21 protein-coding genes are annotated in these 20922 nt (G+C 33.9%); 11 read left to right on the top strand and 10 right to left on the bottom strand.

The features are described 5' to 3' along the window. Positions 1-7 precede the first annotated feature (7 nt). Complete coding sequence (gene ubiE, locus AC4PRO_RS13190) at positions 8-739, bottom strand: bifunctional demethylmenaquinone methyltransferase/2-methoxy-6-polyprenyl-1,4-benzoquinol methylase UbiE (protein WP_492117657.1); 732 nt, start codon at positions 737-739, stop codon at positions 8-10. A 217-nt stretch (positions 740-956) separates the two neighbouring features. Between ubiE and AC4PRO_RS13195 the strand changes: the two genes are divergently transcribed. Further along, positions 957-1274 carry a hypothetical protein gene (locus tag AC4PRO_RS13195; RefSeq protein WP_492117658.1) on the top strand — a complete coding sequence of 106 codons (318 nt, stop codon included), beginning with the start codon at positions 957-959 and terminating at the stop codon, positions 1272-1274. A gap of 55 nt (positions 1275-1329) precedes the next feature. On the opposite strand, the gene AC4PRO_RS13200 is transcribed toward AC4PRO_RS13195, so the two are convergent. Together AC4PRO_RS13200 and AC4PRO_RS13205 are read right to left on the bottom strand one after the other, a co-directional pair. Next, positions 1330-1812 carry a dihydrofolate reductase gene (locus AC4PRO_RS13200; RefSeq protein WP_074720956.1) on the bottom strand — a complete coding sequence of 161 codons (483 nt, stop codon included), beginning with the start codon at positions 1810-1812 and terminating at the stop codon, positions 1330-1332. An 11-nt stretch (positions 1813-1823) separates the two neighbouring features. Beyond that, the gene (locus tag AC4PRO_RS13205) at positions 1824-2156 is read right to left on the bottom strand and encodes a 2TM domain-containing protein (RefSeq protein ID WP_074720958.1); all 333 of its coding nucleotides are present in this window, start codon (positions 2154-2156) and stop codon (positions 1824-1826) included. A 237-nt stretch (positions 2157-2393) separates the two neighbouring features. Here AC4PRO_RS13205 and AC4PRO_RS13210 point away from each other — a divergent pair, with 237 nt between their 5' ends. Further along, the gene (locus tag AC4PRO_RS13210; protein WP_492117659.1) at positions 2394-2690 is read left to right on the top strand and encodes an isoamylase early set domain-containing protein; all 297 of its coding nucleotides are present in this window, start codon (positions 2394-2396) and stop codon (positions 2688-2690) included. A gap of 23 nt (positions 2691-2713) precedes the next feature. Here the strand turns inward: AC4PRO_RS13210 and AC4PRO_RS13215 are convergent, their stop codons facing one another. The 4 genes from AC4PRO_RS13215 to AC4PRO_RS13230 form a co-directional block, all read right to left on the bottom strand. After that, entirely contained in the window at positions 2714-3538 is an 825-nt protein-coding gene (locus AC4PRO_RS13215) for a thymidylate synthase (protein WP_492117660.1), read from the bottom strand. Between the two features lie 69 nt (positions 3539-3607). Beyond that, on the bottom strand, positions 3608-4237 hold the full coding sequence (locus AC4PRO_RS13220; RefSeq protein WP_074720964.1) for a bifunctional nuclease family protein: 630 nt from the start codon (positions 4235-4237) through the stop codon (positions 3608-3610). A gap of 163 nt (positions 4238-4400) precedes the next feature. Further along, complete coding sequence (locus tag AC4PRO_RS13225; RefSeq protein ID WP_074720966.1) at positions 4401-5369, bottom strand: electron transfer flavoprotein subunit alpha/FixB family protein; 969 nt, start codon at positions 5367-5369, stop codon at positions 4401-4403. A 73-nt stretch (positions 5370-5442) separates the two neighbouring features. Continuing rightward, positions 5443-6189 (bottom strand): electron transfer flavoprotein subunit beta/FixA family protein, encoded by a 747-nt coding sequence (locus tag AC4PRO_RS13230; RefSeq protein ID WP_074720968.1) that lies wholly within the window; start codon positions 6187-6189, stop codon positions 5443-5445. Between the two features lie 282 nt (positions 6190-6471). Between AC4PRO_RS13230 and AC4PRO_RS13235 the strand changes: the two genes are divergently transcribed. The 5 genes from AC4PRO_RS13235 (at position 6472) to AC4PRO_RS13255 (ending at position 13935) form a co-directional block, all read left to right on the top strand. After that, positions 6472-7449: a pyruvate dehydrogenase complex E1 component subunit beta gene (locus AC4PRO_RS13235; RefSeq protein ID WP_074721166.1), complete on the top strand. Its 978-nt coding sequence runs from the start codon at positions 6472-6474 to the stop codon at positions 7447-7449. A 69-nt stretch (positions 7450-7518) separates the two neighbouring features. Continuing rightward, positions 7519-10005: a DUF5686 and carboxypeptidase-like regulatory domain-containing protein gene (locus tag AC4PRO_RS13240; RefSeq protein ID WP_492117661.1), complete on the top strand. Its 2487-nt coding sequence runs from the start codon at positions 7519-7521 to the stop codon at positions 10003-10005. A 118-nt stretch (positions 10006-10123) separates the two neighbouring features. Then, entirely contained in the window at positions 10124-10732 is a 609-nt protein-coding gene (locus AC4PRO_RS13245) for a DNA-3-methyladenine glycosylase family protein (RefSeq protein ID WP_492117662.1), read from the top strand. 99 nt (positions 10733-10831) lie between these two features. Continuing rightward, a complete protein-coding gene (locus tag AC4PRO_RS13250) occupies positions 10832-11362 on the top strand; it encodes an inorganic diphosphatase (protein ID WP_074720974.1) in 531 nt (176 codons plus the stop codon). A 116-nt stretch (positions 11363-11478) separates the two neighbouring features. After that, the gene (locus AC4PRO_RS13255; RefSeq protein WP_492117663.1) at positions 11479-13935 is read left to right on the top strand and encodes a sodium-translocating pyrophosphatase; all 2457 of its coding nucleotides are present in this window, start codon (positions 11479-11481) and stop codon (positions 13933-13935) included. Between the two features lie 97 nt (positions 13936-14032). Here AC4PRO_RS13255 and AC4PRO_RS13260 read toward each other — a convergent pair whose 3' ends face one another. The 3 genes from AC4PRO_RS13260 to metK all read right to left on the bottom strand — a co-directional run bounded on the left by AC4PRO_RS13260 (position 14033) and on the right by metK (position 16827). Continuing rightward, positions 14033-14647 carry a deoxynucleoside kinase gene (locus AC4PRO_RS13260; RefSeq protein WP_074720978.1) on the bottom strand — a complete coding sequence of 205 codons (615 nt, stop codon included), beginning with the start codon at positions 14645-14647 and terminating at the stop codon, positions 14033-14035. Continuing rightward, positions 14647-15438: a hypothetical protein gene (locus AC4PRO_RS13265; protein ID WP_492117664.1), complete on the bottom strand. Its 792-nt coding sequence runs from the start codon at positions 15436-15438 to the stop codon at positions 14647-14649. The genes AC4PRO_RS13260 and AC4PRO_RS13265 overlap by 1 nt, the downstream gene beginning before the upstream one ends. A gap of 138 nt (positions 15439-15576) precedes the next feature. Then, positions 15577-16827 (bottom strand): methionine adenosyltransferase, encoded by a 1251-nt coding sequence (gene metK / locus AC4PRO_RS13270; protein WP_074720982.1) that lies wholly within the window; start codon positions 16825-16827, stop codon positions 15577-15579. A gap of 656 nt (positions 16828-17483) precedes the next feature. On the opposite strand from metK, the gene AC4PRO_RS13275 reads away from it, so the two are divergent. The 4 genes from AC4PRO_RS13275 to AC4PRO_RS13290 all read left to right on the top strand — a co-directional run bounded on the left by AC4PRO_RS13275 (position 17484) and on the right by AC4PRO_RS13290 (position 20789). Continuing rightward, complete coding sequence (locus tag AC4PRO_RS13275; RefSeq protein ID WP_074720984.1) at positions 17484-17789, top strand: hypothetical protein; 306 nt, start codon at positions 17484-17486, stop codon at positions 17787-17789. Positions 17790-18000: 211 nt separating this feature from the next. Next, positions 18001-18198: a hypothetical protein gene (locus tag AC4PRO_RS13280; protein WP_492117665.1), complete on the top strand. Its 198-nt coding sequence runs from the start codon at positions 18001-18003 to the stop codon at positions 18196-18198. 583 nt (positions 18199-18781) lie between these two features. Then, positions 18782-20056: an O-acetylhomoserine aminocarboxypropyltransferase/cysteine synthase family protein gene (locus tag AC4PRO_RS13285; RefSeq protein WP_492117666.1), complete on the top strand. Its 1275-nt coding sequence runs from the start codon at positions 18782-18784 to the stop codon at positions 20054-20056. Between the two features lie 526 nt (positions 20057-20582). Next, positions 20583-20789 carry a hypothetical protein gene (locus AC4PRO_RS13290; RefSeq protein WP_074720990.1) on the top strand — a complete coding sequence of 69 codons (207 nt, stop codon included), beginning with the start codon at positions 20583-20585 and terminating at the stop codon, positions 20787-20789. The last annotated feature ends 133 nt before the right edge of the window (positions 20790-20922 follow it).

The following is a 20922-nucleotide window of genomic DNA, read 5'->3' on the forward strand; positions in this document are numbered from 1 at the left end:
TTCCGTATTAGTTTTTAGATGCCGAATAAATAGTAGCTACCCCAAATGTTTGTGGTAGGGCTATCACATCTATAAACCCGATTTTTCTTAATATATTGTTTAAAGCTTCTCCGTAAGGAAATGCTGCCGCTGATTCTGACAAATAGCCATAAGCCACATCATCTTTTGAAAATAGTTTACCAATGATCGGTAGTATGTTTTTACTGTAGAAATTATATCCTTGCTTGTAAGGCGTTTTATCTGGGACAGAGGTTTCTAAAATCACAAAAACGCCATTTGGTTTTAAAACTCGTAATATTTCTTTTAATCCTTTTTCAAGTGTTTCAAAATTACGTACACCAAAGGCAACCGTTATTGCGTCAAAATAATTATCATCAAAAGGCATGTTTTCAGAATCTCCCAAAACCATTTCTATCGTATTTGACAGTTTCTTGTCGGCAATTTTTTTAACGCCTACTTCGAGCATTCCTGCAGAAATATCTAACCCAATAATTTTTTTGGCATTGGTTTGTGTCATTAAAATAGCTAAGTCACCGGTCCCAGTTGCAATATCCAAAATAGTCTCTGGATTTGATTTTGCAACTATCGCTAATACCTTTTTTCGCCACTTTATATCAATTCCAAAAGAAATAACACGATTTAAATTATCGTAATTCCCAGAAATCGTATCAAACATTTTTGCAACCTGTTCTTTCTTGCCTAAATCGGAATTTTTATAGGGAGTTATGTTTTTTGACATTTTTTAAATTTTCACAAATATAATACAATCTATTTTAAACTGTAATCTAGATTTCAAAAGACTACGAAAAAAATATAAGTATATTTTAGCTCGAATTTGTGAAGGAATAGGTTTAAAAGATCGGTTTTTGAATAAATTGAAATATCACTAAAAGTGGGTATTGTATGCAATTTTTTTTATATCGAAGTTTACAGCATAAAATTATAATAATTTTTCAATGATTAAAAGGGAATTAATGATCCAAAGCAGGTGGTTGCTTTTTGCGCTAGTTATATCACTTGTTCTTGTATGCGGGTTTGACGGTACTGTTGTAAAAAACGGTAGTGTATCTGTTGCGCAGCACACGTTCTTAGGATTAAATTTGTTTTTGGAAATTTTAATTTTTTTTGTCTTTAGTACCTTCGTGGTATTTGGTATTAAAGGCTTTTTTGAGATGTACGCTCAGAAAACATCAAATGTTATTATCTTCATTTCTGGAGTTTTATTAACATTCGTTATTTTTGGATTGTGTTATCAAATACTGTTTCAAGAGTAGGTCATTTTCCCGATCATTGTTTTAAAGAGAAAACACCCTTTTTTAGGGTGTTTTTTTATTTTCTAACGTAGGTCTGATAGGTATAATCAAATTGATGTTTGTCGTCCTTTGGTTGAAATTCAGAATTTACTATTTCCCAATCTTGAGGATTTATTTCAGGAAAAAAAGCATCCGCTTCAAAGTTGTGATGGACGCGTGTCAATTCGATTTTGTCTGAAAAAGGAAGTCCTAAATTATAAATTTCCCCACCTCCTATAATGTATACTGATTCACCTAAAGGGCATATTTCGATCGCCTTTGCCATACTTTTAACGACGATACAACCTTGTGGCGCATAATTTTCTTGACGGCTTATTACGATATGAGTTCGGTTAGGTAGTGGTTTAGGGAAGCTTTCGAAAGTTTTTCTTCCCATTATGATATGATGTCCTGAGGTAAGACTTTTGAATCTTTTGAAATCATTCGGTAAATGCCAAACCAATTCATTATTTTTTCCAAGTGCATTATTTTCTGATGCTGCCGCAATCATTATAATCATGTTTCTAGTGCTTATATTGAAGTGTCTTCAGTTATGTGTGCTTGTAATTCTGCTATTTTGTTTTTTTGTAATGAAACCAGTCTATCAATTTGCTCTCTTTCCCAGTTTTTATTCATAAAACGATCGGTGATGTACACTTTGATGAAATGTAAAAGAAAAATAAAAAACCATACGGTAATGAGGTAAATGTACCAATTTGAATCTATGCCAAAATTAAAAATTTTGGTGGATACAAACAAAAATAAGCTAGCTAAAAATAGAAGAACAAAATGAAAATACAACCCTTTTTTTTGTTTTAATCTTTTTCTGGCATATTCATATAGTTCATGTTGTTCTCTTTCCATAAGTTGCTTTTTTGTTTATAAAGATAAAATTTAATTTGGAAAGTCATCATTTAAGATATATTATATTTATTATGAAAACGTTTTCTTTTTTATATTACAAAATTAAAGATATCGATATTTAAATAATCAGCTAAATTTTAACACAGTTTAGGTCATTCTATTAAATCTTTGTTAGCTACGCTCAAAGCTCGTTAAAATGTGTTTACTTTGTTATATAACATTAAAAATGAAATAGTTATGGCGATTAAGAAGCAATTTATAAAGACAAAAGCAGTATGTAAGGTTACTTTTTCAGTGGAGGCAAAACAGGCTAATGAAGTCGCGGTTATAGGAGATTTTAACAATTGGAGCCCAGAAGAAGGGGCGTTAAATAAGTTAAAAAACGGAACTTTTAAAGGCGTTTTTAACATAGAAAAAGATGCTGCCTACGAATTTAAGTACGTAATAGACGGTGACTTTGTAAATGAATCTGAAGCTGATTCTTTCAAATGGAACGAATTTGCAGGAGCAGAAAATAGTGTTTTAGAGGTTTAACTCTAAAGCACTTTTTTTATCTATTATACGGCAACAGTTCCTTTAATTAGCGCATGAGGTTCGTATCCTTCTAGCGTGAAATCATCAAATTCAAATTTGAATAGGTCTTTTATCGCTGGATTCAAAATCATTTTTGGTAATGATTTTGGCTCTCTTGATAATTGAAGTTCTAATTGCTCGATATGATTGTTGTAGATGTGTGCGTCTCCAAAAGTATGGATAAATTCACCTGCTTCCAGATCGCAAACTTGTGCGATCATCATAGTAAGAAGTGCGTAAGAGGCAATATTAAAAGGGACTCCTAAAAAGATATCAGCACTGCGTTGGTACAATTGACAGGATAATTTACCATTGGCTACATAAAATTGAAAGAATGCATGGCAAGGCGGTAATGCCGCTTTATTGCTTGCTACATTTTCCTCAAAGGATTTTGTGGTGTCTGGAAGTACAGAAGGATTCCAAGCGGAAACAAGCATTCTGCGACTGTTTGGATTCGTTTTTAATTCAGAGATTAAATCTGATATTTGGTCGATCTCTTCACTATTCCAGTTGCGCCATTGATGTCCATAAACAGGACCTAGGTCGCCATTGGAATCAGCCCAAGCATCCCAGATTTTTACTCCGTTTTCTTGAAGATATTTAATATTTGTATCTCCTTTTAAGAACCAAAGCAATTCATAAACAATCGATTTGAAGTGCAATTTTTTAGTGGTTACCATTGGAAAACCTTCACTTAAGTCAAAACGCATCTGATAACCGAAAACACTTTTTGTTCCTGTTCCAGTACGATCTCCTTTTTGACAACCGTTGTCTATAACGTGTTGTACTAAGTCTAAATATTGCTTCATTGAAATATTTGTTTGATAATAGATAATCGGATGTTGAATTCAAAAACAACCAAATTAAAGTTTATACAACTAAGATTCTCTTCTCGAAATTTCGTCTCTTATGTTAGCTGCTTTTTCATAATCTTCGTGCTGTACGGCCTGTTCAAGTAATTCATTTAATTCTTGAAGGCTATGCTTCATGTAAATGCGACCAGACTGATTGCTTTCTTGCTCATTGCCAAAAGTTTCGGGGTTTGAAAGAATATCATCTATTTCCTGCGAGTCTTTGTCGGCCTCTTGTGGATTTGCGTTTAGATAGATTCCGGCTTTATCCAGGATGTTTTTATAAGTAAAAATTGGTGCGTTAAATCGCAATGCCAATGCAATTGCATCAGAGGTGCGTGCATCTATTATTTCTTCAATTTTGTCTCTTTCGCAAATAATACTCGAGTAAAATACACCATCAACAAGCTTATGTATGATGACTTGTTTTACAGTAATATCAAAACGTTCTGCAAAGTTTTTGAATAGATCATGCGTCAACGGACGAGGGGGTTTAATTTCTTTCTCTAAGGCGATTGCTATAGATTGTGCTTCAAAAGCACCGATGACAATTGGTAGTTTTCTGTCGCCATCAACTTCGTTCAAAATAAGAGCGTAAGCTCCATTTTGTGTTTGGCTGTATGAAATTCCTTTTATCGATAATTTAACTAAACTCATATTTACTGAAATGAAAAGTACAGAGTACCTAATTTAAAGATTTAATTTTGTTATTAAATTTGGGTACAATTTTAATAACAAAATGGCAGACAAAAAAACTGCCTGAAAACAAAGGTACGATTATCTTGTTTTCAGGCAGCTATATTTCTTGAAGAATATTACATTACGATTGTTGTGCCTTGAATGCTTTAAATTTCTCGATTAATGTAGGAACAATGTCAAACGCATCACCAACAATTCCGTAGTCTGCCACTTTAAAAAAGGGAGCTTCTGGGTCACTATTGATAACTACTTTTATTTTTGAAGAACTTATTCCTGCAATGTGTTGGATTGCTCCAGAGATTCCTATTGCAATATATAAGTTAGTTGCTACCGGTTTTCCAGTTTGACCAACGTGTTCTCCATGAGGTCTCCAGCCTAAGTCAGAAACTGGTTTAGAACAAGCAGTTGCTGCGCCAAGGACAGTTGCTAATTCTTCAATCATTCCCCAGTTTTCTGGTCCTTTTAATCCACGACCTGCAGAAACTACGATGTCAGCATCAGCGATAGATACTTTTCCTGATAATTTTTCTACTGATTCTACTTTTACTCCAAAATCATTTTCTCCAATAGTTGGATTAAAATCTTCTTCAGTAAGTGTGGATGGAGTTTCAAAAATTCCATAAGAGTTTTTGGCGAGTCCAAGAACTTTTACGTCAGTGCTAATTTCAGTTATATTAAATGCTTTGTTTGAAAAGGCATTTCTTTTTACTTGAAAAGGAGAAGTGCTTAATGGCAATCCCACAACATTTGAAGCAAAACCAGCTTCCAAAGCTACTGCAACAAGTGATGAAAGGTAGATACTGTCTGTTGTTGATGAAAGTAAAATCACTTTAGCGCTTTCTTTTTGTGCTGCTTGTTTGATAACATCAGCATACGCTTTAGCAGTAAAACCGGCTAATTTGTCGTTGTTTACTTTTAATACTTTGTCTACTCCGTATTTTGATAATTCCGAAACATCACCAGCGTTAACTGTTACTGCTGTTACAGTTGTTCCTAAAGATTCGGCTACTTTTTTTGCATAAGAAGCTAATTCAAAAGCTACTTTTTTGAATTTTCCTTCCGCAGATTCTGCATATATTAATATTGACATGATTTATTTTTTTAAAGTTTAAAGTTCCAGGTGTAAAGTTTATCACTGAACACTGAATACTGAACACTGATTTCTAGATTACTTTTGCTTCGTTGTGTAATAAGTCGATTAGTTCATCTAGATTGTCTGCAGAAATTAATTTCACTGCTGATCTAGGTGCTGGTTTTTCAAATTTTACTGCTTTAGTATTTACGGGAGCGTCAATAGGTTCTACTATAGTTAATGCTTTACTTCTAGCAGTCATGATTCCTCTCATGTTTGGAATACGCAAGTCTTTTTCTTCCACTAAGCCTTTTTGTCCACCAATAATTAGTGGAAGTGCAGTAGAGACAGTTTCTTTTCCGCCGTCAATTTCACGAACTGCTTTTACAGCGGTTCCATCAACGGTAAGGGCAGTACAAGAATTAATAAAATTGTAACCAAGGATACCTGCAATCATTCCAGGAACCATTCCTCCGTTGTAGTCTAATGATTCTTTTCCTGCGATCACAAGGTCGTAACCACCGTTTTTTATCACGTCAGCAAGTTGTTTTGCTACAAAAAAACCATCAGTAGGAGTCGCGTTTACACGAATTGCTTCGTTTGCTCCAATGGCTAATGCTTTCCTTAAAGTAGGTTCTGTTTCTGGTCCTCCAACATTTACAACAGTTACTGTTGCTCCTTGTTGTTCTTGAAACCATATTGCACGTGTTAATCCGAATTCGTCATTTGGATTAATTACATACTGTACCCCATTGGTATCGAATTCTGAATCACCATTGGTAAAATTAATTTTTGAAGTAGTATCAGGAACGTGACTGATGCAAACTAATATTTTCATAGGATTGTTTTTTTTATTTTTCTAAAATGCTTTTACAAATTTAAAGTAATAAATTGAATAATATACTATGCGTGCATAGTTTTTTTTAGTGAGCTATTACGTTTTCGTAGCCCGGATAGCAGTGACATCCTTCCTGTGGTCTAGTTTTTTGGAACTAGACCACAGGAAGATATAGCGGATAGCCGGAAATAGCTCCTGATTATTTTACAGTAATTTATGCATAAAAGTGATTTAAAAGATTTATTTTTGCTTTTCGAAAAATACACAGATACAATATCATATATGAGAACGATACAATTTAGAGAGGCCATTTGCGAAGCGATGAGTGAAGAAATGCGTAATGATGAGTCTATATATTTAATGGGTGAAGAAGTTGCTGAATATAATGGTGCTTATAAAGCGTCTAAAGGTATGCTTGCCGAGTTTGGAGAAAAAAGAGTAATTGACACTCCTATTGCTGAGCTTGGTTTTACTGGAATTGCAGTAGGTTCAGCAATGAATGGTTGTAGACCGATTGTAGAATATATGACCTTCAACTTCTGCCTGGTAGGAATTGACCAAATTATAAACAATGCCGCTAAGATGCGTCAAATGACCGGTGGTCAGTTTAACGTGCCTATTGTTTTTCGTGGCCCAACAGCTTCGGCAGGACAATTAGGAGCGACTCACTCGCAAGCATTAGAAAACTGGTTTGCTAATACACCAGGTTTGAAAGTAATAGTTCCCTCTACTGTTTATGATGCTAAAGGGTTGTTAAAGTCTGCTATCCGCGATAATGATCCTGTGATTTTCATGGAGTCAGAGCAAATGTATGGTGATAAAGGAGAAGTTCCAGATGGTGAGTACACTATTCCAATAGGTGTTGCTGATATTAAACGTGAAGGAACGGACGTTACTATCGTATCTTTTGGAAAAATTATAAAAGAAGCTCATATCGCTGCTGAGGAATTAGCCAAAGAAGGAATTTCTTGTGAAATTATCGATTTGAGAACAGTACGTCCTATGGATTATGACACTATTTTAACGTCAGTTAAAAAAACAAATAGATTAGTAGTTCTTGAAGAGGCTTGGCCTTTTGCAAGTGTTGCTTCTGAGATTACTTATATTGTTCAAGAACGTGCTTTTGATTTTCTTGACGCGCCCATTCAAAGAATTACAACTGCTGATACGCCGGCACCTTATTCTCCAGTCTTGTTGAAAGAATGGTTGCCTAATGCAGATGACGTGATTAAAGCGGTTAAAAAAGTAATGTATAAATAATACAATTAATATGATATTAAAGCTTCATCATTCGTTCGTTTGATGAAGCTTTTTGTTTTAAATAGAATTATGAAAAAGAATTTTTTATTTACTGTGTTTCTTTTATTGATGATGACCAATGCTGTTTTTGCGCAAACAAAAGTGAGCGGTATTGTAGTGGATAAATCAGACCAGCCTGTTCCTTTTGCAAATATTGCTTTTAAAGATTCTAATGAGGGAGCTGTTGCTAATGAGGATGGTCGTTTCTATATTGAATCTACTAAAACATATACGACTTTAGTGATTACTTCTGTTGGTTTTTCAGATCGGGAGATTGCTTTGGAAAAAGCGGTAAGTTATAATTTTAAGGTGTTGTTGAAAGAAGCTGAAAGCTTAAATGAAGTAGTTATTTTTACAGGTAAAACTTCAAAAAAGAACAACCCCGCGCTGGATATTCTTAGAAAAATATGGGAAAGAAAACGTAAAAATGGATTGTATCAATTTGATCAGTACCAAATGGAGAAGTATGAGAAGATTGAGTTTGATATGAACACAATCGACAGTGCTTTTATGAAAAATAAACTGTTCAGAGGAATGGAGTTTATCTTTAATCATGTCGATACTTCTAGGGTTACCGGAAAGACGTATTTACCTATTTTTATAAACGAAACCATGTCAGATATTTATGGGGACAATAAACTAAAAAAAGTAAAAGAAAAAATAAAGGGAAATAAAAGCTCTGGTTTTAAAGGGAATCAGCAATTGCTGTCTTTTGTAAAAGATTTGTATTCAGATTATAATGTGTATGATAATCACCTTACTTTTTTTGACAAAAGTTTTACCAGTCCTATTTCTACAACGGGAATTGATGTCTATAATTATGTCCTAAAAGATAGTGCATATATTAATAAAAAGTGGTGTTATAATATCGTATTTTATCCACGACGTAAGAATGAATTGACTTTTAAAGGTGATTTTTGGGTGAACGATACGACCTATGCCATTAAGAAAATTAATATGGCGGTTACTAAAAGTGCCAATATTAACTGGGTTAAGGATATTTATTTAGAACAGGAATTTGATGTTGTGAATGATTCCGTTTTTCTATTAACCCGTGATTATTTGATGTCAGATTTTGCAGTAAATAAAAAAGAAGATTCAAAAGGACTTTATGGAAAGCGTACTTCCTTCTATGGCAATCATGAGTTCAATAAAGAAAAGCCAGCTTCTTTTTATAAAGAAGAGGTTGCTTATGCTAACGATTCTATATACAATAAGTCAGATCAATACTGGCATAAAAACCGCTATGAAAATTTAAGTAAGGATGAACTTGGAGTTTATAGAATGCTTGATACCTTACAAACGGTTAGGAAATTTAAACAGATCACAAGTCTAGTAACTGTTCTTGCCAGTGGATACGTAAATTACGGAAATTTCGACTACGGCCCTATTTTTTCCTCTTTTGGTTTCAACGAAGTAGAGGGAGTTCGATTGAGAGCAGGGGGAAGAACCTATTTTGGTACTACCGATACTTGGAGACTACAAGGCTATACGGCCTATGGCTTTAAAGATAATAAATTCAAATACGGACTTTCAGGAAAGTGGATGGTCGACAAGAGAAATAGAATTATCCTGTCAGGGGGAAATAGGCGGGATGTCGAACAAATAGGCGCAAGTTTAACTACTACAAATGATGTTTTGGGTCGAAGTTTTGCTTCTTCCTCTTTATTTTCATCAGGGAGTAATGGCAAGTTGACAAATATAAATCTAAGTAATGTTGCTGTCGAAATTGAACCTGTCAAAAACCTGACCTTTCAAACTGGTTTTTCTTATCGAACATTAGAGTCGGCTTCGCCAACATTTAGTTTGGATTACTATACAGATGCTGGACAAACCGCTACAAGAAGTGATGTAAAACAATCAGAAGTAAATTTTCAGATAGAATATACGCCAAAACGAAAAACGATTGGATACGCTGTAGAGAGAGACAATGTAGACAGCCCTTTTAGTCGGTTTTTTGTGAACTACAGTCATGGGTTTAAAGGATTACTAAACAGTGATTTTAAATATGAAAAAATCCAATTGTATTATAAACAACCTTTTATCATTGGGCCGCTAGGACGATCAAATGTGACTGTGGAGATGGGTAAAACCTTTGGTACAATTCCTCTAGGTTTGGTGAGTGTTATTCCTGGGAATCAAACTTATTTTACTATCGGTAACACCTTTAGCAACCTTAATTTCTACGAGTTTGTGTCAGATCAGTATGCAACGGTGCAATGGGATCATAATTTTGGCGGACGTATTTTTTCTAGAGTTCCATTTATGCGAAAACTGAATTGGAGAGAAATCATTGGAGTAAAGGGAGTTTACGGTACCATTTCAGATGCTAACAGAGCGATAAATGCTTCGGGTCTACAATATATTGCTCCCGAAAACGTGTATTGGGAGTATAGCGCCGGAATTGGGAATATCTTCAAAGTATTCCGGATCGATTTCGCCTGGAGAGGAAATTATTTAAACACACCAGATACACAGCGATTTTCAGTAAAAGGATCTTTTGGTTTTTATTTTTAGGAGCTATTTACTTCGTTTGTTCGCTTCGCTCGTGTCCAGCTATTCGTTGCAATCTTTTCCTTTTTAAAGAAAAAAGGAAAAGGATTTCCACTTCTATCTGGGCTAAAAAAATCAGCGCATGAAAGCAGCTATTGAATATCTTTCGGCAGTAGACCCAATTTTCAATATCATAATTGAAAAATACGGAATACCAACTAGACCAAAACGGCCACAAGGTTTTGAGACGCTAGTGCTACTGATTTTAGAACAGCAAGTATCTATTGATTCAGCCAAAGCTACCTTTTTAAAATTGAGAGAAAGGATAAAGATTTTTGAGCCGACTATTTTAGTTGAAGTAGCGGATGAAGAGTTTAGACTCCTTGGCGTAAGCCGGCAAAAATCGTCCTACATTAAGGCATTATCATTAGCAGTACTTAGCAAGAACATAGATTTAGAATCTTTGGTAAGCAAAACTACAGATGAGGTGCGTGAAGAGCTTATTAAAATCAAAGGAATAGGAAACTGGACTATTGATGTCTATTTAATGTTTTGTCTTCAAGCTCCTGATTTGCTTCCGCTAGGAGATGTTGCAGTGGTAAATACGATGAAAGAATTGCTCAATATTCACGATAAAGAAGCTATGGAGGTACATGCTGAAAAATGGAGTCCGTATCGTTCTGTTGCTACTTTTCTATTGTGGCATTATTATCTCAAAAAAAGAAAGAGGACAATAGTGTATCAATATTAGTTTCTTTGCTATTTAATGTGTAGATAAGAGCGATTTTATATTGTAAAAACAGATGGTTTGCTTATTTTTGTTGCGATTATTATAGAAAATAAAATTAAAATGACTGCAGACAAAATAAAAACTTTCGATGTTCTTATCGAAATTCCAAGAGGAAGTAGAAACAAATATGAATACGATTTCGAAATAAAAAGAATGCGTTTCGATAGAATGTTGTTTTCATCAATGATGTATCCGGCAGATTACGGATTTATTCCTGAAACTCTTGCACTAGATGGTGATCCACTAGACGTATTGGTTTTAGTAAATGAACCTACTTTTCCGGGATGTGTTATGGAAGTAAAACCTATTGGTGTTTTCCACATGGCAGATGATAAAGGACCGGACGAAAAAGTAATTTGTGTACCAGTGTCTGATCCAATTTGGAATTCATTGAATGACTTGTCAGATATGAACCCGCATTTGTTAAAAGAAATTGAACATTTTTTTCAAGTGTACAAAGATCTTGAAAACAAAACAGTTGATGTAGGTGGATGGGGAGATGTAAACGAAGCATACGATATCATTAAGAAATGTACCGATCGTTTTGATCAAATTGAAAATAAACCAGAGGGATTATTTAGTATTAAATAATAAATACCCTTGTATTTTATAAAAAAAGCAACATTCTGTTTAAGAGTGTTGCTTTTTTGTTTACATTCGTTTTTGTACTATATTGATTATTAACCAAAAACCAAAAAACCAAATTTATGAATACAATTATGATTTATTTGCCAATAGTAATGGCAATTATAGGACTTCTGTTCATGTGGATTAAAAGATCTTGGGTATTAAAACAGGACGCCGGAGATGGTAAGATGAAAGAAATTTCAGATTATATTTACGAAGGTGCATTAGCTTTCTTAAAAGCAGAATATAGGTTACTCGCTTTCTTCGTAGTGGGAGCAAGCATCGTTTTAGCAGGACTATCTTATTTTGTTCCTACGACACATATTTTAATAGTTGTTGCCTTTGTTTTCGGTGCTGTTTTCTCAGCTCTTGCAGGGAATATGGGAATGAAGATTGCAACAAAAACAAATGTTAGAACGACACAGGCGGCACGCACAAGTTTGCCGCAAGCATTAAAAGTTTCTTTTAGCGGTGGAACCGTAATGGGACTTGGTGTGGCTGGTTTAGCTGTTCTAGGTTTAACTTCTTTCTTTATCTTTTTCTTCCATTTTTTTATGAATGGAACATGGACTTCAACTGAGGACATGACAATCGTCTTAGAAACATTGGCGGGTTTTTCTCTTGGAGCGGAATCCATTGCCTTGTTTGCTCGTGTGGGCGGAGGTATTTATACGAAAGCGGCCGATGTAGGAGCTGATTTAGTAGGTAAAGTTGAGGCTGGAATTCCAGAGGATGACCCGCGTAATCCTGCTACAATTGCGGATAACGTAGGAGATAACGTAGGAGATGTTGCCGGAATGGGAGCTGATTTGTTCGGTTCTTACGTAGCAACCGTTTTAGCGGCTATGGTACTTGGTAATTATGTTATCAAGGATATGGGAGGAAGTTTAGATGATGCCTTTGGAGGTATTGGACCTATTTTATTGCCAATGGCAATTGCTGGTTTCGGAATCTTATTCTCGATTATAGGAACTATGTTAGTTAAAATTACGGATGAAAATGCTAAAGAGGCACAAGTACAAAAAGCGCTAAACATAGGGAACTGGGTTTCTATAGGTTTAACAGCAGTAGCTTGTTATTTTTTAGTACAATATATGTTGCCAGCCAATATGAAAATGGAATTCTTTGGTGAAGGGATGCAGGACATTTCCTCAATGAGGGTTTTTTATGCAACGATAGTTGGACTCGTAGTTGGAGCTGTTATTTCATCTGTAACTGAATATTATACAGGATTAGGAACAAAACCAGTGATGGCGATAGTTCAAAAATCGAGTACCGGAGCGGGAACGAATGTAATTGCAGGTTTAGCTACAGGAATGATTTCGACATTTCCAACTGTTTTGTTATTTGCAGCTGCCATTTGGACTTCTTATGCACTTGCAGGATTTTATGGAGTAGCATTAGCCGCTTCAGCAATGATGGCAACAACGGCTATGCAATTAGCAATTGATGCTTTTGGTCCTATATCGGATAATGCAGGTGGAATTGCAGAAATGAGTGAATTGCCAAAAGAAGTACGTACACGTACTGATATCTTGGATTCTGTAGGGAATACGACTGCGGCTACTGGAAAAGGATTTGCAATTGCTTCGGCAGCATTGACTTCGTTAGCCTTATTCGCTGCTTATGTTACTTTTACAGGGATTGACGGCATCAATATTTTCAAAGCGCCTGTATTGGCAATGTTATTTGTAGGGGGTATGATTCCAGTTGTTTTCTCTGCTTTAGCGATGAACTCTGTTGGTAAAGCCGCTATGGATATGGTAAATGAAGTACGTCGCCAGTTCAAGGAAATTCCTGGGATTATGGAAGGTACTGGCAAACCAGAATATGCTAAATGTGTTGATATTTCTACTAAGGCTGCACTAAGAGAAATGATGTTACCTGGAATTTTGACAATTGGATTTCCTATAGCAGTTGTACTTCTTGGGAAATTAGTTTATGGGGACAACAATCAATTAGTCGCAGAAATGCTGGGAGGATATATGGCAGGAGTTACTGTTTCAGGTGTATTGTGGGCAGTATTTCAAAACAATGCAGGAGGCGCTTGGGATAATGCCAAGAAATCTTTCGAAGCAGGAGTTATGATTAACGGTGAGATGACCTATAAAGGGTCTGATGCGCATAAAGCTGCGGTAACTGGAGATACTGTTGGAGATCCTTTTAAAGATACTTCTGGGCCATCAATGAATATATTGATTAAATTAACTTGTTTGATAGGTTTAGTAATGGCACCAATTTTAGGGAGCGGAAGTCATACCATAGCTCAGAATGCGACTTGTTGCATTACTACTGGCGCATGTACTTCGATGTCTAAAGAAGAATGTGTTGCTAAAGGTTGTACCAATGTAGCTTGTGAACATATGATGGGCGCTAAGATGATGCATGAGGTCTCTAAACAAGTGACTATTGAGAAAACAAATGTAGATGGTGTTGTTAAAGCAACAGTGACTACAGTTGCAAATGGGGAAGAAGATGTTCAAGTTTTTGAAGGGACTGATGCTGAAGTTCAAACAAAGATTGATGCTTTGAAATAGCTGTATACTTTTTTATAAATAGAAAATGCCTCGCGAAAGTGAGGCATTTTTTTATGGGCATTTTATTTTTTATATTTTTAACCAGGGAAGAAAAAGATTAAAACAATCCATTTAATTCGGCATCAATTCGGTTAATAATTATTCCTAAATCTTCTGGATTATCTACAAAATTAATATTGTCGACATCAATAATTAATAATTTTCCACGATTGTAGGTATGAACCCAAGCCTCATAGCGTTCGTTTAATCGGCTTAAGTAATCAATAGAAATAGAATTTTCATACTCACGACCTCTTTTATGTATTTGACCTACTAAATTAGGAATTGAACTTCTTAAATAAATTAATAAATCAGGTGCTTTCACCGTAGATTCCATTAATTCAAAAAGAGAGGAATAATTCTGAAAATCACGATTGGTCATCAAACCCATCGAATAAAGATTTGGCGCAAATATGTGGGCATCTTCATAAATCGTTCGGTCTTGAATTATTTTTTTTCCGCTTTCGCGTATTTGCATTACTTGACGGAAACGACTGTTTAAGAAGTAAATCTGCAAATTAAAAGACCAGCGTTCCATTTGGTGATAGAAATCATCGAGGTACGGATTATCAACTACATCTTCATAATGAGGCTCCCATTTAAAATGTTTTGCTAGTAAACGCGTTAAAGTGGTTTTTCCTGAGCCTATATTTCCTGCTACTGCTATGTGCATTACGGTGTTGTGATTTTATAATTTATAATTCCTTCAGATGTAAAAATAGATAAAATTTGGTCTTTGTAATAGAATTTTTTAAACGTTTTTTTTGAAATCTCAATTTCATGTTTTTGCTTTTTTTCCAAGTCTTCAAAAAACAGAGCATTGTTTTTTGAGTAGATATATTGAGATTCATTAATGATTTCAATAGCGTCAAAATCGGGGGTTTTACCTCTGGTTTTTATTTTTCCAAAAATATCGCAGGAATACCAATTGTTTTTGTTGTCGATCCAATAGAAGGTATTGAAATCAGTTTGATAGTATTTTAAGCTTTCTGGAAAAGAGGTGGATATTGTTTTATAGTCATTTTTAAGATAATCAAAAAGACCAATCTGTTGATCTAAAATATTGTAGACCCAAAGCCGATTTTGTGAAGCAATTCCTATTGCTGACACCGTTATAGGACTTGTGTTTTCTGAAAAATTTACTTTTTGGATCTCATTTAATTGATTGTCAAGTAAGATAGCTACATTGAAATTCTCATAGAAAACAACGATTTTTAGCGGATTTTGGATATCGACTTTCGTTATTTTTCCAAGTGAAGGGTTTTTATATTGTAATGATTCTTTGCCTTTTGTTTTATGTAAAACGTCATCTTTTATATAATAATAAAATGCAAATTGATCGTAACCAATAAAATCATCAGCAATGATATTGAGGGTGTCTGTTGTATTGGCGTAAATTTTTTGGTTTTGTCCAAAGGCAACTGAAAGGGAAAAGAGAAAAAAGAAGGCGATAAGCTTTTTCATATGGTGAGCAAAGTACAAAAAAACGTCAATAGTTTTGAATTTAAATTATAATACTTTGGTCTTGAATGTAGTAAGTGCTTATAAAAAGAAAACCAGCTCAATTTGAGCTGGTTTTCTTTTTATTTTATTTGAATCGAATTATAATCCAAAAGCTTCCTTCACTTGGTCAACAAAATCTAATTTTTCCCAAGTAAATAACTCAACTTCAACAGTTTTTGTCAATCCTCCTGGAGCAGAGAAAGTTTTTGTTACTGTTTCTGGCGTACGTCCCATGTGTCCGTAAGCAGCAGTTTCACTATAAATAGGATTTCTTAGTTTTAAACGTTGCTCAATAAAGTAAGGACGCATATCAAAGATTTCTTCTACTCTCTTAGCGATTTCTCCGTCTCTTAAGTTTAGTTTAGATGTTCCGTATGTATCAATGAATATTCCCATTGGTTTCGCTACACCAATAGCATAAGAAACCTGAACTAAAATTTCGTTTGCAACACCAGCAGCAACTAAGTTTTTAGCGATATGACGTGTAGCATAAGCGGCACTTCTATCCACTTTACTTGGATCTTTTCCAGAGAAAGCACCACCACCGTGAGCTCCTTTTCCTCCGTAAGTATCTACAATGATTTTTCTTCCTGTAAGTCCTGTATCTCCGTGAGGTCCTCCAATTACAAATTTACCAGTTGGGTTAATGTGATATTGAATAGTGTCATTAAATAAATGAGCGTGTTTTGGGTTTTTTGCAATGATTCTAGGAATCAAGATTTCCACAATATCTTTTTTGATTTTAGCAAGCATGCTAGCTTCTTCATCAAAATCGTCATGTTGTGTAGAGATTACAATCGCTTCAATACGCACTGGCACATTGTCATCGCTATATTCTAGTGTAACTTGAGATTTAGCATCTGGACGCAAATAAGGAATCTCCTTGTTCTCACGTCTCAAAATCGCCAATTCTTTCAATAATTTATGAGATAAATCCAAAGCCAATGGCATGAAGTTCTCTGTTTCATTAGTAGCATAACCAAACATCATTCCTTGGTCACCTGCTCCCTGATCTTCAGGATTAGCTCTGTCAACACCTTGGTTTATATCTGCTGATTGTTCGTGAATAGCAGAAAGAATGCCACAAGAGTTGGCTTCAAACATGTATTCGCTTTTTGTGTAACCAATTTTTCTGATTACTTCACGTGCAATGTGTTGCACATCTAAGTAAGTATTTGATTTTACTTCACCTGCTAAGATTACTTGTCCAGTAGTTACTAATGTTTCACAAGCTACTTTTGAATCAGCATCAAATGCCAAAAAGTTATCGATTAATGCGTCTGAAATTTGATCTGCAATTTTGTCTGGGTGTCCCTCACTTACAGATTCTGACGTAAATAAATATGCCATAATAAATATAAATTTAAAATTAAGGGAGGAAAAATAATTGCGGGAAAATACTAAAGAAGAGTTTCTGCTTTAGCATTTTTTCTACTGAAGATTTTTCAGCATCCATAATGAATTCGTTTCATTATGAAGAGGTTGCAATCAGTTCAAATTTTTCCTCTTGTAATTGAGTGCAAAGGTATGAAACCATTTTGAATTGTAAATTAAACTTAAGTTTTTTTTTTGATTTGGGTAGAACTGTTTTTTTAATTAACGAAAAGCTTCTTTGTATAATTATCAATACAATGCTGCTATTTAGTTTAGTATTTTTTAATAGTAAATTAATGATCTGTTTACTTATGATTAGAATCATAGATTTATTTTAGCATTACTATAACTTTCATTCGTATGGAATGATTTTTATAACTTTTTTCTGAACTGCAACCCTTTAAAAACGTTATGCATCTGATATTGTAGTATTTAAACGAGTTTATTTAGTCGAATACTTCTAGTTTGTTAAATTTGGTATAGCTTAAATCTAAGGATTCAAATATAGTCTGTTTTTTAGATTATATGTTTTATTCTATTTTTAAAACTCTAAATAACAGCTGGTTATTGCACATACATTAAAATTAAGGAAGGAATAAGTAACAATTTATAAACCATAAAAACATTTTATCATGAGAGCAAACGAAAAGGTTTTAGTAATTGAAAACACAGAATTAAGAAAGCACAACACTGGAAGTGATAAATGGGATCGTTACCTCGATGATTATAATAATTATGTTAAAGAATATAATAAGCATTATTTAAATGCACTAAAAGGGGATGAACGATCAATATCATTGTATCCCTATATGAAAGAGAAGTGGGAAGAGTTGAAAAAGCGGCTTATAAAAGCATACAACAATAAACGATTAAGTGATAGACAAATTAGGAGAGTAGTTAAAATTAACATGAAAATTGTTAAGGCGTGCTTTAAGTGAAATTACATTTTGGGATTCTCTTTATTTAAAATTTAGTATGGCGTTTCCATTTTGTAAAATAGCATAAGTACCCATATTTTTCAATTGTTTTTTTAGCGGTTGTTTAGTAGTAGCAATAGTGTAAGTTAGAAGAGATATGAAAATTTAAGCAATTTGATTTAAATAGCTTAAATAGAGGGAAAGGAAAAGCAAATGGCTAAAAATTATCATCATGAAAACATCAAAAACAACTTCGGGAAATTCAGATTTTAAATTCAGTGGGCAAAAAGGAGAAAAAGGAGAACCAATAAATAAATTAGTTCACCCTAGAATCAAAGCCAAAACAACGAACTCTTTTGGGGCTAAAAATGCTTCAAATTCACTATTGCTTCAAATGTATTGTCAAGAAAATGAAATTTTGTTTATATAGTTGAACGGAATCCTACATTAATGAAACATAATATGAGCAAAAATACTTTGTAGCATCTGTAAATAGATCTAATATTAAACTTAGCATGAAGTTTAATTAATTTTTTTATAAATAATTGATTATATGTGTTTTAACAGAAACAGCTTTAATTGTTATTTTTTGAAATATATTAGGATATATAAATTATTGTTAGCAAATTTGTTCCAAGAAAAAACCAATACAATGAAATTAAATGTGTGTAATATGTCAAAAACCATGAAGGAAAATTCCTGAGGGTAGTCTATTGCTTCAATTTAAAATTTTAAATATAGCAAAAAGCTTCCCTCAAAAAGGGAAGCTTTTTTTTGCACACTAAACAAAACCTTTTTTTTTAAATAAATAACAATTCAAAATGATCAATCTAAATTTTAAACAAATCAACCCATCAATTGTCAAATCTTTGATTTGCACAAAATCTTTGATGTGTGTTTGTTTTAGGTGATCCAAAAGTATAAGTTTATAAGACAACTTAAAACCCTTTTGGATAACTATCTAAAAGGGTTTTTAAATTATTAAAAAACAATAAAACCAAAAAACTAAAATTATGAGTATTAATAAATTTGAAACAAACGCATTACATGCCGGACATGATGTAACAAAACACGCAGGAACTAGAGCAGTTCCTATTTACCAAACATCATCCTATGTTTTTGATAATTCTGAGCACGCGGCTAATTTATTCGGCCTTTCTGAAGCAGGTTATATTTATACAAGATTGAATAATCCAACAAATGATATCTTGGAACAACGCCTTGCAGCATTAGAGGGAGGAATAGGAGCTGTAGTTACCGCTTCTGGAACAGCGGCTATCACAACAGCTTTATTAGTATTGTTGAAAACGGGCGATCATATTGTAGCTTCAAGTAGTTTATACGGAGGAACATTTAATCTATTGCAAACTACTTTGCCTAGACTTGGGATCACAACCACTTTTGTAGATCCTTCTGATCCGGCTAACTTTACTAAGGCAGCGAATGAAAATACAAAAGTGTTTTTTATCGAAAGTTTGGGTAACCCAAAGTTAGATGTATTAGATATTGAAGCTATTTCCGCTGAAGCAAAAGCGTTAAAGGTGCCTTTGATTGTTGATAACACTGTGGCTTCTCCTTATTTGCTAAATCCGATTGCGCACGGAGCAAATATTGTTATTCATTCTTTGACCAAATATATTTCAGGTAACGGAACTTCTTTAGGGGGCGTTATTGTTGATGCGGGAACTTTTGACTGGAGTAGTGGTCGTTTTCCTGAATTCACGACACCTAATGCTGGTTATCATGGTTTGGTTTATCACGAAGCTTTAGGAAACGCCGCTTTTATTGCCAGAGTTAGAATCGAAGGATTACGTGATTATGGTGCTGCTTTGAGTCCGTTTAATGCGTTCCAAATTATTCAAGGTTTAGAAACATTAGCCGTTCGTGTAAAAAGACATAGCGAAAACGGATTAGCACTAGCACAATGGCTAGAAAGTCAAGACCAAGTAGAGTGGGTAAATTATCCAGGTTTACAATCGAGTAAATATCATGACTTAGCAAAACGGTATTTACCAAAAGGACAAAATGGATTAGTAACCTTTGGTTTAAAAGGTGGTTTTGAAGCAGCTAAAAAAGTAGCAGACGACACAAAACTATTTTCGTTACTAGCAAATATTGGAGATACAAAATCTTTAATTATTCATCCGGCAAGTACAACGCATCAGCAATTATCTGACGAACAACAATTAGCTTCGGGTGTTTCTAAAGATTTGATACGACTTTCTGTAGGTTTAGAAGACATTGAAGATTTAAAAGCCGATTTAAAAGCTGTTTTTGATTCATTTTAATTGCCCCATTTTTAAAATTTATGTTAATTATTTATGTGATTTTGGGTGTGATTATTGTCAAATGTTAATATTGACCATTTTTTTAATTGCATCGATGAAATTAGCGTTAATTCATTGTGAATAATTTGGAAATTAGAAGATTAAACGTGATATTTGTTGAATAAAAATACTAAAGATGAATTTTACTATTTATAAACAATTTGTAGTCGTATCGAAGAAATTCGGGAGCTTGCAATTGCCTTAAATTATATAAAAATATAATATAGCAAGAGCCTCCTAAGATAATTGGGAGGCTTTTATTTTTAAACAAATTTCAGCTTTCATAATAAAAAAATAAATGAAGATATTTTCAAATAAGAAGATTCAGATCCTTGTCGCAACGTTTTGCGTGGAAGTCTGTTGATACTAAAAGTATAAGTTTTTATGACTTAAATCCTTTTGGTATTTTTTCCAAGAGGATTTTTTTTATACTAATATCTAGATCAAAGAATAATAATAGAAAACAAACAACTTAAATACATATATCATGAGTGCAGCAAACAAACTTTCAAGGGCATGGGGACTTCTTAGAAACATGAGGGGTAATAAAAACAGCAACAATATAATTGCAATTGATGAACTAGTTAATCCAAGATTAGGTATGAACATATCAAACGGGAAAAATGCTAAAGATATCGTTAATTCATTGCAACTTTTGATGTATTCAAAGGAAAATGATACACTTTTTATTTAATTGAAAGTTATAAGACATAGCTTTTTACACGCGAGTAATTTCTGAATTGTTTGATTCAGCGAGGTCTTGCGTTTTTTTGTTAAATATATTTTTCGCTAATAATGACAATGGTAAAAGTTTGGTTGTTATAAAA

The sequence above is a fragment of the Flavobacterium sp. DW-iso2 genome, assembly GCF_058725285.1.